The sequence below is a fragment of the Rhodovulum strictum genome (genome assembly GCF_009649175.1).
Taxonomy (GTDB): domain Bacteria; phylum Pseudomonadota; class Alphaproteobacteria; order Rhodobacterales; family Rhodobacteraceae; genus Rhodovulum; species Rhodovulum strictum.
Map to the genome: position 1 here is coordinate 1 of NZ_WJPO01000046.1, position 13,239 is coordinate 13,239.

Below are 13,239 nucleotides of genomic sequence, written 5' to 3' on the forward strand. Positions count from 1 at the left end.
TCGCCGCCTGAGAACACGAACCTTCACATGCCCGGAGCATGCCGCCAGAGAATTTCCACAGCATTCGCGACACGACCACGATCACTGCCGTTATGGTCCTGCCATGCACGCTCGGCAGCCTGATGGGCCTTTGCCGCTCTGTCGGCGACATCGGGCTCGTTCTCCCATGACGACACGGCACTTTCGTCGAAGTTGATGAAGATGCCTTCTCCCCGGACCTCGATTGCCGGGAGCCAGTTCAGCCTCCTCTCGGACAGCGGCGCCACGAAGGCGCTGTTGTCGGCTGCCTCCACCGGGCTGAGCCGCGTGAATGCCCTCAGAGCTCGGACTTCGCGCAGCCTCTCGACCGATACAAGACGGTCCAGTACGCCTTGCAGGTCACGGGGGATCTGCTGAGGCGAGATCTGGAACTCGGGGAACTCCTCCCCATCCGGGCCACCCGAGTAGAGCATCAGGTGCTCGTTGGGACGCAAGTCGCCGGTCTTGTTGTCAAGGATCGTCAGCAGGGTCAGGATTCGTGCGGTCAGGTCTTCCGGTCTGGTGTCCGGTTCTGGCCACAAGGGATGGATCCTCTTCCGGACGAAGGCAGGAAGCTGCGACCTGTCGTCGAGGGCAATGATGTCGGGCCAGAAATCCTCCAGCATGTCCCGGAAGGAACCACCAAACGGCGGCACGTCGAGCGCCGATTCAATCACAGGGAAATAAGCGTTCGACGCACCACGCTGAATGGCAACAGGCTGATGGCTGCAGGTTTCTGGCGGCATCTTCAGCCAAGGTGACCGTCCGTCGCAAGAAATCTTGCCCAGCGCGCCAGGCGACAGGGCGCCGTCAAGGTCACGCTCCGCCTTGCATTCCGTGCAGTGGACCTTGAGCCCCTTCAATCCCGCCCCTTCCCCGATGAGCTTGAGCGGCTTCTTTCGGGAACAGGACTCGGCGTGCTTCGGCCACGACATCCAGGGAAAGTCCTGAAGATGCCCCGCAGGGCATGTCACGATGAAGCGGACCGGTATCGCATGGACCTTCCTGACACGCTTGCCGCGCCCGGAACTGCACGAGGGGCACCACAGTTCGGGTTTGCCGATCTCGGAACTCCAGAACCGGCTTCGTTGCAGGAGGTTGCACTTTGGGCAGACATGCCAGTCTGGAAACCGATAGGCCGGCAAGAGGCGTGGTCGCTTCTCCCTGCCGACTTTCTCGTCTCCGACGGGAGGAAGCCTGAACCCATTCACCTGCAGCCTCGCCTGAAGTGGCTCGTGATGAATGCGTTGATCGTTCAGAAGACCCTTCTTGATGGCCAGCTGGTCCCACGCCTCCAGGCCAGCCGCCACAACAGAGACAGGCGCGCCGTTCTCGCCTCTGAAGTCGATGATCGCGCCGGGGCCATTGCCTGTCAGAACTTGACTCCGGCGAATCTTGCCGATCGGTTTCATGGTCTGGTCCCCCTGTCCGATCCGCCTTCAAGCAGAACATACGATGCAGATGCCTCGACGGAACGCAGCGAATTAGGGGTCGGCTTCTGCCCGGCAAAGCGTGCCCTGTTCCCACGCTCGGCGGCAGCTTCTGCCGAAGTCAGGAGAGCTTCGCTGTAGTCTTGCCAATAGTCCGTCAGGCCCTGTCGATCGAACCAGTCGTCCAGGAAAGAGTTGAGCTGTGCGCGTGCTGCATCTGCCTCAATCGGATCAATCCGCGCGATCCGGGCAATCACCTTGTCGAGGAGTGCTTCAGCCTCCTCTTGATGATGTTCGATTGCGCCCGGGTTCTCCATGCCAGCCACGAGATGGCGCACCATTGCAACATACGGAGCATGAAGTGCGCGGTCACGCGCGCGCGGAGCGAAGGGTGTCACGCTCGTGGCCTCCACATCCCGGTAAAGGCTGCGATGCCAACCGGCGAATGTCTCGTACCTGCTGCGGTCGCGAGACTTGGCCGCGTTGAACAATGTGATCACGAGCCCTGGCGCCTTCTGGCTTCTACCGACACGGCTGGTAGCCTGAATGTACTCGGCAATCGTCTTCGGTTGCCCGTTGACCACCATCAGGCCCAACCGGGACACATCCATACCAACCGAGATCATGTTGCTTGCCAGCACGACATCGACGTGATCCGGATCGTTCCATTCCCGCTCAAGATCCTTGAGGTATCTCGGGATGTCGCTGGAACGGACACGACTCGTGAGCTCGATCTGCGCCCCGGCGTCCCGCTCGGTCTCCCCTGGTCTGCGCTCCGCGTAATCCCGGATGCTGCGGGCGACGTCGTCACGCATGAGAACCAGTGCACCGCCCAGCTCCCTCAGCGAATTGAAATAGTTGACCAAGGTCCAGTATCCGTCGCGCTTGTCTGCCGCCAACGACTTGTCGGTGGCTGCTTGCAGCAGGGACGCCGCTACTGCCTGTTGCGTGAATTTGGCCGAGCGACCGACGGTTGAAATCCCCACATAGCGACGCCCGGGCACTTCACGATCCTCGATCGCAAACCCCGAGTTCGTATGATCTATCCCCGGCGGGGGGAACTGGAATGAGCCGCGGTCAAACAGGGCCTTGATCTGGTCTTCGGCCCTCCGGATCGTCGCAGTCGATCCAATGACCTTTGCCCTCGCTCCTGCTCCAGAGCGACATAGCTCGTCGATTGCGGTCTCGTAGAGCCCCGCAAGGCTGCCCAACGGGCCCGAGATCAGGTGGAGCTCGTCCTGGATCACCAGTTCCGGGGCATCTGCCGGCGTACCGATGCCGAACAGGCAGCCGGTCTTCTGGTTCCGAGTAATCTGCGCGTACTTGTCGACGGTGCCGATCAACAACGTCGGCCGTTCCCGGTAGACATCCTCGTCGACCGTCCAGATCGGGAGCAATGCCACTTCCTGCCCGACATCACATGTCTTCGTCAGGCAGCGCACCTCCACACGGCTCCTGTCCGCCGAGATTGTCCAGTCAAGGACTTCATGACAGCACGGGCAGCTGCGCAACTGAGACGGAGAGCTTTCCGCATCCGTCCCCAGCACCTTCTCCGCGTCTGCGACAGTGTTCGGCGTGGCACCTTCTCCCACCCAGAGCCCGAGGGAGATCGGGATATCCGATGCGAAGTGTGCCGGCAGATTGACACCTTCAAGCATGACCTTGCCGCGCCTGACCATCTCGCAGGCACAGATCAGGGCCGCTGCGCGCTCGAACTGCTGGATTGTCAGAAGTCGAAGCGTGTATCGCATGAACGTCGTCACGCCTGCGCCGCTCGGGTTTCCCTTGGCGCGGAGACGCCGAAGGAAGATCGTGAAAGCCGTCAACAGAAGATAGGCTTCGGTCTTTCCGCCGCCTGTCGGGAACCACAGTAGGTCCATCGTCTCGCGATCGGAGGACTCGGGCTTCGCGATCGACTCAAGACACAGGAGCGCGAAACCGAGCTGAAACGGTCGCCAGACCAGTTCAGGTGGATGTGGGTTGATACGCCAGGAGTATTGCAGCGCGAGGGCAGCGTTCGCGAGCCGGAAGGCAGTCAGCACATCGGATGAAGTCTCGAGAAGAGCGATACCCGCCCGCATCCGCTGTTCAGCCTCTCGGTAGCGCTGCATGTGCCGCTGTGCCTGCCCTACATGCGCCTCGGACATGGTAAGCGCGGCTGCTTCCATCCTCGAAATCCAGTGGGCGTAGGCATCAACGAACGACTTCAGCCCAGCGAAGAGACCAGCGTCGTCCTCGGACGCCAGCCATGAAGCCCCCAGAGGCAACCTGGCATCCGCTTTCTTGAACTCTGTATCCCCTTCCGCGCTTACGACATGGACGGTGGTTTCCGGGAACCAGCTTGTCCGGACCTGATGCACTTTGCCTTCCACGGGCTCGTCCCACATCGCGGAGCAGGTGTGGCCCACTGCAAATTGCTGGACGTTGCGATACAGCAGGGCAGATGCGCGCGCATCGTCTTCGTCACTGGCCGAGCCAATCCTCTCCGGTTTGGGAACGAACCGGCATTCATCCTCGCACTCCACAACCATCGAGAACTGGAAAAGCGCGGCCTCCTCATTTGCCGCGCGACTTCTTGCCTCAGTCGGCTTCGCGTCGTTTGTTACCGCCAGCGTGACGAGAAGGATATCTCCCCAGGGAGCAATCCGGCAGTGCAAAGAGCCCGCCGCAAGCCCGCTGCTGGCAAGGTCAATGATCGGGGCTGGCTCCTTGCGCAGCGCCGCAAGATCGAGTGACACCTCGGCGAATTGAGGAGTTCGGCGCCAACTCTGCGCGCGCTTCCGCCCTGAACCGCTACCTTCCTCCGCCGCACCTTCGGGCCTGTAACGTGCCCCGTCGACCCGAACCCGCAGCCTTGGAGCCTGGCCGATCGGCTCGACAGCGAAGGACAGGCCAGCAGAGCTCGGTCGAAAGGCCGAGGCTGCCTTCACCCCATCCAGCGCAGTGCCGACCGCATCCGCATCGTCAGCATCGCTCGCTTCGTCGTCATCTTCCGGCGAGATCGTCGTGCGAGGGGGGAACAGGATCCCGGTGAGATATCGATCGGTGGGGCGATCCGAAATGAGCTCGTCCGGCGACTCCGGGCCAATGAGATCAACCTTCATCCGTTCCAGCAGCGTGTCGCGAGCATCAATCATTCAAATTCTCCAGAAACCATGGTTCTCGCTCAGCGAGGAATACTGGCAAAGCCGCCAAGCAGCGGCATGAGCGCAAGGCTCGGTGCATCACTGGGCCGGCCTGGCACCACTGTCGTGGTCGCGCCCACGACAGAAATTCCCGAAACGACTTCTGCAAGTGCCGACCCCGGCTCGACCTTGCTCAACGACTGCATCAACTCGACGAAACCACCCGACAGGCAGCCGATTGCCGGTCCGTCAGAGTCTCCGATTCTTAGGATGAGACGTCCATCGGAGGCAGGATACGCTGTCACTCTCGGCTCGTCGTGCGAGGCACGCCATATGTTCGAGATCGTGTCCGCTTCACTGGCACCATGGCCCGAACGCACGAATTCGGCCCAGTCCACGAGATCACCCTCGAGGCCAATCTCGATCAGGCGATGATCGCGACGCGCGGCCCAGAACCGTTCCGGGTCTCCAGTCGGATGGAATTTTTTCGGGGTGATCCACCCAGTGCGCAGTTCGGTGCTTGCACGGGTTGCCCCGACGTAGAGAGTACGAGCTTCCTCGGCCCAATCCACCTGGTCCCCATACGGCGCCCGCATCAGCAGCATCAGCACGCGTTCGGCCTCTCTCCCCTTGATCGCATGGATAGTCGAGAGCAACGGCCCCGAGCTCCCCTCATGGTCACTGATCAGCTCGGGTGGCGGATCGGCAAGACCCTCGGCGACGTTGCCAACCGAGATGACATCCCGACCGGAGGCATCGAGATCGAGCAGGATCTCCCAGCATTCCTCGAAACTACGCCATGGCGCCGGTCTAAGTTGTTCATGAATGGACAGGAAGTCGGCGCGCGACATGCGGGTCGATGCTGGCAGACCACCAAGCAGCGCGCCAATCCAGGCTTCGATCCTCGGCGGACGGTCGGGCAGTCGGAGCCTGAAACGTCGGCCAGCCGCGCGCATGTCTTCAGCTGCGGTGAATAGTCCTCGACGACTTCGGGTGACAATCAGCCCGGCTGTTGTTGACGGATGAATCGCGAAATCTGCAATGTCGTTCTCAACCGCCGCTGCCCTGATCTCCTCCCGAACACGAAAGTAGCTATCTCTTGAACCTGTCGGATCACCTCTCAGTGCCTGTCGAACGGTTCCAAACATCTCCTTCAGCGCTGCTGTCCGTGTGCGGTGGTCGCGCTCGAGCTGATCGCGAGTGAAATCGGGACGCTTCGCGACTTCGGAAAGGAGTGTAGCTCCCGGATTGCCCTTGTGCTGATAGCCGTAGATCGCTTGTGCGAAATCTCCGAAAACCGTGACGCCGCAGGCGGGATCCAGCAAGGCAAGAAGGGCTTCGCATATCTCCTTACGGTCACCGACAAGATCCTGCGCCTCGTCAATGACCACATGTTCCAGCTGACCAATCGCATCTGCAACGAGTGGGTCATTAGAGCGGAGCAGCCTTGTCGCAGCCCGAATTGAAGCGTCATGCCCGCCTGACGAACCAACACTGGCACTCGAAAGCAGGCGCGCTGCGAACGAGTCAAAAGTCCTGATCTGCAATGCCGCCACATTGGGAATTTCGTTCAGGCGCCGACCGATCCGATCCCGGAGTTCTGCAACTGCAATACGGGTGAAGCTGAGCAGCAGGATGCGCGAAGGGGCAATGCCCTCGTCCTGAACAAGGGATATGACACGCTCACAAGCCACATGGGTCTTTCCGCTCCCTGGGCCAGCCTCGACAAGCATTCTTGCGCCAGCGGGGGCATGCGCCACGCGAAGCTGACTTTCATCGGGCGACTCCGTCTGCGACCACGAGGATTCAGAAGGCGTGAGGTTGAACCATTCGTTCAGGAAAGAGGCGGTCTCCTCGGTGAGTGACCACGTCCGCTCGAAGGGATCAAAAGCTCCACCGAGCGCGAGAGCCTTGCGCAAGGCAGCCGGCATTGGATCGTCACCGGTCCAGCGTCCGTTGGCTGCCAGGGACCGATGACCGCACAGCGAGACAGTCTCTTGAGTCGTCCCCAGAATTTCGATCAGGCTTTCAAACGCCCGTCCTTCAACTTCGGGGAAGAGGAATCCGGAAGCGGCTGCGCTGTAGTGTCCATGATCCCCAAGCCCAATCACCCTCCCGTCCGGCAGCGCGACACGGCGCTCAGGCAAAGCCACGAGGACGGGTTCACCGCGCACTGTGCCGTAGCCGATGTCCTTCAGTTCGCACAGCAGATCGATGACGGCGCTGATCCGGGCCACACCCTCCGAGCTGTCCGCCTCATCGACGAACTGCAACACCCACTCCACAACCGCGGCACGGCTGACGCCACGACGCGCATGAACAAAGCGCCGGACGAGGTCAGCGATGGCTCTTGCACTGCGTCCCCCCGACAGATCCCGGATGGATGAATCGGGGTAAAGCGCAGATTCAGAACTCACGTTACACCTCTCGACAGACATCCCGAAGATGATTGACGTTCAGATAGTTGGCAGTCAACCTTGCAGCGATCACGCCGTACCGGCTTTGTGATGGTCTTGTTTGGCGACAGTATGGCGGGCTCGGAAGGAAACATGCAGATTGCAGATGCGCTATCGGGTCAGCATCACGCACTTGCGGAGCACTTCGCGAACCTTTCGCGAGAGCGTGGCGAACTGCCTGTCTTCGCCATCGAGCACGGACTCGACGATCTGGCGCTGGAGGCACTGAGAAGGTCGGTCTCCCGCCAGTTGGAGGAGGATCCACAACTCGCGGGCGCGGCATGGTCGTGGCGCTACCTGCCTCTGGTCGTTGTCGCTACTGAGGTAGGCTATCGATACCGGGGAACGGGAACAGACTTCTGGCCAGTACTGGCACTGGAACTTGGGATCGACGCAGGACACACGTTCCGAACGGGCTTGTCCCGACTTTTCGAGCTCGGGCACCGAAGTGCACGCCTTGCCCGTCCGGGGGACAGCCCGTGGGAGCGTCATTTCCCACATATTTCGTGGCCTATTGGCAACTCCTTGGTGCCGCTGGAGATTCAGCCTCAGCTCACCGATGCTCTCAGGCGTGCTGTCAGGGCTGGAATTTCAGCCGACGACACGGACAGACTGCTCGAGTACATGCGGGGGCTTGCGGCAGGTCATTCAAGTCGCCGGTTCGAGCACTGGCTGCTGCAGAGAGACGTCGCACTGGAGGTCATGCGCAGACTGCTTGCGCCCGAGTCTCCGGGATGGCTTTCCGAAACCATCCTGCAGAGAATAGACCGTGACATCCGAAAGGATCGCGGGGCATATCGCGCGATCACGGAAGCTCGGAAGACGGTCGCACGGCGATCGGCGCGCCTCGCCCAGATCGCGCCATCAAGGTATGTTCTCGTCGTCGAAGACGAGACGCCGCGGCATCTGATCATCAGGGGGCCGACGCTGCCCGCACAGTCGCGCGATGAAGTGATTGCTGCTCTGCGCATACATGGTGACCGCATACGTGCTTCTGGCGGCGTTCAGGCAGTGCCTCTCGCATCATTCCTTGCCGGTGGTGAAATCACCCTGGGCAAGGTCTTCCCGTTTCCCTCATCGCCCCTGCGCAGAGACGATGCGCTCGATGTCGATGAAGGAACGGCAAAAGTAACGCTGGAACGCCTGCAGCCACTGCAGCCGGAATTCTTCCTGGTCGAGGCCGGCGGGATGACGGCGTTCGCAGTCTTTCCGAACGAAAAGCTCCAACCGGACTCGGTTATCATCCAGTGCATTTGTGCCGATGACGAGGAAAACCTCGAAACGCGAGTTCTAAACACATCCGATTCAGCGGATTGCGAAGTCCTGCGGCGCCGCGGATTTGTAATTGCGGAACGCGGCCCCACCTTACGACTAATCGGACTTCCCGGACCAGGATCGTCAGACAGATTTCTTGCCTGCTTCCCCGTATTGGCCACTCAGCGCAGCGGGGCCTGCACCGAACTGCTCCTTGATGGTTCGGCCGCCCCCGGAGAGTTGCTTCGAATCCGTGGCATTGACTGGAAAGCCCTCCGACCCGACGTCGGGCTGCACGTGATCGAACCAGCCGACGGCGGAGACCTAGACAGACTGGAGTTCGAAGTCGTCGAGCCGCCTGATCTTGAACCGGCATCGGTGAAGGTATTGCCAGGCAACGCGAACATCTCGGATCTGGAGGCAGGACGTCTGGAGATCAGGATCGGTGCGCCACTGGCCCTCGAGGACGTCCCGATCCGAATTCGGATAGTCTCTCCGAACGAGCCGGAGCTGGCTTCCGAAGGCGCGATCGAGCGGTTGCCAGCCACGATAACGGGGCGCTCTCCACTTCTGCATCGGATCCAGACAGGTCTGGCCGGACGCCATGCGAGTGATTCAGGGTTGCGCCTTCATGTCGAAGTGGAGGGCCTTCTCGAGAAGGTCATCTCGCTTCCACCAGCTCGCCGGGAGCTTCGTTATGACTGGGACACAGGCAAGTGGACACGAACTGATAACGACGAGAAGGAACTGCCTTCGATCCTCGCCACGTCCGCTGAGCCTCTTCTCGGTGCCGGAGCCGATGCCTGGGAAGGGGCCCGTCTCGTCCTTCCGGATGCCGCGGATCACGAGGCGCTCGCCGCGGGCCTGATCTTCCCAGGCAAGGCATCGGCCCGAATTGGCCTCGGAGAGCGCGGTTCGGTAAAGCTACCTGCTCTGCTTCGGGAGCCGTCCTCGATGAATGACGGCGTCGGGCTTATCGAACTGGCTCGAGCCAACGCTGCATGGCAACTTGCGGAAGCGAACGATCTGCTGGCGAACTGGCAGCGATGGGCAATCGTTGAAGAGCTTGAAGGCGCACTGATCGAGCAGCTCTGCGGGGCGAACTGGCGAAAACTGGAAACGGGTATCGATATATCGATACTGACACCGCATGGCGCGCTCCTGCGGTGTGCTGACGCGCTGGGCCTCGTTTCGGGAAAAGACCTGCCGAGGATTGAGACAGCTGCTGACCGGGAGTTCCTGCAGGATCGTTTGATCACTCGGTTCCGTGAGACTGTGCCAGATGTCCCGGAAGCGCTGCTGCAGTGGAACGACGATCTGGCGGGCGATCTCGATCTCGCCGTGATCGACGCATACGAGGATTTGCGGCACCAATTGGAGACCAGTGGCATCGACGCCTTTGATGAAGTGGACATGTCCCGTCCAGCCGCAACATGGCGCAAGGCACTGGAGCGATCACGGGAAATGCCCCTTCTTCCGATGTTCCGCCCGCTCATCCTGCCTGATGCGCGGTGGTCATCACTGGTCAGTCCCTGGTACAGCGAACTGGGCGAAGACGATCTCGTCGACCTGCTGGACTCCTGCCACGTTGATGCCTTCCGTCGACCCGGCCTGCGATGGCTCGGGCGCGCCGAACTCCGAACCATGCTCCAGTTGTGGCTGTCGCCCAAGCTGATGGTGGAAACGGAAGGTTGGCGAGACCTGCTCGCCAAGGCACTTTCGGATGTCCAGACGAGCCGAGCCGTTCGCTATGTCGCCCTTCGACGCAAGCTCGCACTCGGAGATCTGCCGTACGGGGGGGCCAATTGATGGACCAGTACCTCCGGTTCGTGAATGGCGTTCAGGCACTGCGGCGACGTGTCTCTGCGCTTGATATCGGATTGGTTGGCGCACTCGGAGTCGCCGCTGATCCATTGCCGCACCAGATTGCAACTGTGCGCAGAATCCTCGGGGATTCGCACATTCGGCACCTCATCTCGGACGAGGTCGGTCTCGGCAAGACCGTACAGGCGTTGATGATCGTGAATGCTCTGCGCTGGCAAGATCCCAAGCACAAAACGCTCGTCATTGCCCCGGACAACCTGTTGTTGCAATGGCAGGAAGAGTGCTGGATTCGTGGTCATGTCATGCCTGCCATCGCGGGTGCGGTTGGGCATGGCACGCATGACGATCTGTTGCCGATAACGCTGGCGAGACCGCGCGACCTGTTGACGCGTCAAGGCCAAGGGACGCGCACCATCACCGCCGATCCCGATGTCTTCGATCTCCTGATCGTCGACGAGCCTCAGACGATGCCACGGGAGGTAATCCAGGCGATCGCGTCTGCATCGGATGACTTCCGGCAGGTTCTTGTCCTGTCCGCGACACCGAGGCTGGGCGATCCTTCATGGCGGGAACCGATCTTGCGGATGATCGAGCCGGAAGCGGCGACTCTTGCGCGGATCGAGGGTCGGAGCGTAGCCGATGTCCTTCGGAACCGCGAGGAAGCGGCTCTTGCGGAGCTGAGTCAGACGGACTGCCCGGACCGCTGGAGGAGGGGTTTCCTGAGGTCAGGAGCCACGCGGCGGATCATCCGGAACGGTCGCGCTGAATGGGGTGAATATCTTCCGCAGCGCCGCAATCACGAGGTTCGGCTGCAACCGCTGACTTCCGAGCGAATGCGGCACGAAGTTGCCGCCATGATACTCGAGGGTACAGACCCGGCCCAGGGGATGCAGGGAACTGCATGGACAGCCGCACGAGCCCTTCAGCGCAGCGCTCGCGCGGCAAGAACAGTCCTGACGGAACTTGCCGCCCGCGGAGGCACGCTCGCTCAGCTTGCGGAAGCCGCACGCGTCAAGTCGCTTGAGGACCCTGGCGACAGCAGGCTGGAGGCCTTGCTGGATATCCTGTCCGGGCAATGGTGCGAGGATGATGAGCGCGCCTTCATCATCGTGTGTGGGGACAATCCGACGATCGACATGTTGCGGGTGGCGCTCCCCAGGTATTTTCCATCTCTCGTTGACGGAATCTCTGTGCTTCGGCGCCCGGTAGCAACCGACGTCGAAGGTGTCACCAATCTGCGGGAAATCCAGGAAACGCTCGCACCGCTACTGTCTGGCGACAACCGCCTCCTGCTGGTTGGCGACTGGGTGCAAGCCGGGCTCAACCTGCACCATGTTGCTGACGGAATCATCTTCTTCTCCCTTCCCTGGGAGATCGACAGCATCGATCAGCTGATTGGCCGCGTGGACCGTCTTGGCGCAACAGGCGAACGTAAGGGCGGCAGGCGTGTCATCGACATCTGGCGGATCCTGATCGAAGGGTCACAGGAAACCGCGATTGCCGACACCGTCGCGGAACTGGGCGTGTTCGACTCACCGCTTCCGCCCCTCTCCCCCACGGATCTGGCGGAACTGCAGACAACTCTGGGGCACGCTGCCATAAGGCGGAAGGCAGCTCTTCTGGTTACTCCTCTCGCTGGAAAGGGCACCGGTCTCCCGTCACTATTCCGAGACGCAGAACCATTCACACAGCAACAGGCTGCAGCCGACTTCGAACTGTGGCGCGTGAAGCCATGTCCTGCACCGGCGATGATGTCCGACCTCGCGCGCCCCAATGAGACGCCCATTCGGCGGGAAGAGCGAGCCCTCGGCGCCTGGCTGAAGACGATCAAGGCCTCCAAAGACTTCGACACCGGTGGGCGCGTGGACAAGGAGGATGGCTACGGCTTCCAGACGATCTGGTATCATGGAGTGGGTGAACGCGGACGAGCCGGCGAGGCCCCGTTTTCCCTGCCTGGCGCGTCCCGAGAAAGTTGGATGTCAGGTCACGTCCCGTTCATCTATAGGCGAGCCCACATTTCTTCCCCGCCGCGGAAGATTGTCTTCACTGACGATGGTGAGCTTGGGGCGGACGGAACCCGATCTGGTCGTCCACTCCGTTTCCTAGATCACGGTTCGGAACTGCATGATGCACTGGTTTCCGGCTATACTGCTTCACTCCTCAGTGCCTTCGGAACGGCGAAGCCGGTAGTCCAGACGAGCGTCAGGCTACCCGAAGGTCACCCGGCACGAGGACTTGGCCCATTGGTGGTCGTAACGGTCGCGCAGTTCGACCCTTTTCCGGATGAGCTGCTCCCCCCGGCTTGGACAACCGAGGCGAGGCAACTCCTCAACAGCGCGCCGACAGACGTGCAGAAGAGCGCGCTTTCCGCTGACCGACGCATGCTTCACACCCTCCTTCGTGCTTTCCAGCGCAGGCTCAGGGTCGCAGCCCCGGCAGTATTCATGCGCAAGGGTTACTGGAAGGCCAAGGATGGCTGGCGGGAGTTGACCGAAGGAGAGGTTGATCTTTGTCTGCAACCGATAACGGCGTCGACCAACAATGCGCTGGCCAGAGGCAGAACCCCTCTATCGGCTCTCGAGAAACATGAGGTGGTGAATGCCTTACGATCTCGACACCTCGCAAAAATCAACGCTGAGGTGGAGGAATACAGGGGCTCGGTTCTGGACCGTATTCAACATGAGCTCGAAGGCCTGACAGATCAGGTGAGCCCATATTTTCTGGCGGAGATACGAAATCGCGAGCTCAACCTGGAACGCCGCAGGCAGGCTCCACCGGAGGCAGGTCCGGTCGAGCTCTGGCAGGGTCAGGTCGCAGCTTTGGAAAGATCGCTGTCAATGGCTCGGCTGAACTTCTCCGAGGCGACCGACTTCCTGCAGGGCCTTGCCGCCGGGCATCACCCTGCTCGTACCGTACAACCGTGCACCATTCTTTTGGCGCTCATCGCCGAAGAGTGAGCGCAGACGACAAACGCGGAAAGCCCCCGCGAGGGGGGCTTTTGTGTCGGCGGATGTTGGTGTGTGTCGTCGGGTGCTGCCGAATGTCAAAATTCGGCTGCGGTGTTGATGTGGCGTTGATGTAAACGCGCTGACTTATATCCCCAGTGTTTCGCTCGGGATTGAAGTCTTTGAT

5 protein-coding genes are annotated in these 13,239 nt (G+C 61.0%); 2 read left to right on the forward strand and 3 right to left on the reverse strand.

All coding sequences use genetic code 11. From position 1 onward, the window contains the following. Positions 1-23 precede the first annotated feature (23 nt). From drmB to GH815_RS17890, 3 genes are read right to left on the reverse strand one after another with little or no spacing between them, the layout of a single operon-like run. Positions 24-1,430, reverse strand: a complete 1,407-nt coding sequence (gene drmB / locus GH815_RS17880) for a DrmB family protein (protein ID WP_246176523.1) — start codon at positions 1,428-1,430, stop codon at positions 24-26. Then, positions 1,427-4,585, reverse strand: coding sequence for a helicase-related protein (locus GH815_RS17885; RefSeq protein ID WP_153750100.1), 3,159 nt, complete (start codon positions 4,583-4,585; stop codon positions 1,427-1,429). The genes drmB and GH815_RS17885 overlap by 4 nt, the downstream gene beginning before the upstream one ends. 29 nt (positions 4,586-4,614) lie before the next feature. Beyond that, positions 4,615-6,849, reverse strand: a complete 2,235-nt coding sequence (locus GH815_RS17890) for a UvrD-helicase domain-containing protein (protein ID WP_343030956.1) — start codon at positions 6,847-6,849, stop codon at positions 4,615-4,617. Positions 6,850-7,122: 273 nt separating this feature from the next. Between GH815_RS17890 and GH815_RS18925 the strand changes: the two genes are divergently transcribed. Further along, positions 7,123-10,092, forward strand: coding sequence for a hypothetical protein (locus tag GH815_RS18925; RefSeq protein ID WP_170290388.1), 2,970 nt, complete (start codon positions 7,123-7,125; stop codon positions 10,090-10,092). Next, a complete protein-coding gene (locus GH815_RS17895; RefSeq protein ID WP_170290389.1) occupies positions 10,092-13,064 on the forward strand; it encodes an SNF2-related protein in 2,973 nt (990 codons plus the stop codon). Before GH815_RS18925 ends, GH815_RS17895 begins: the two co-directional genes overlap by 1 nt. The last annotated feature ends 175 nt before the right edge of the window (positions 13,065-13,239 follow it).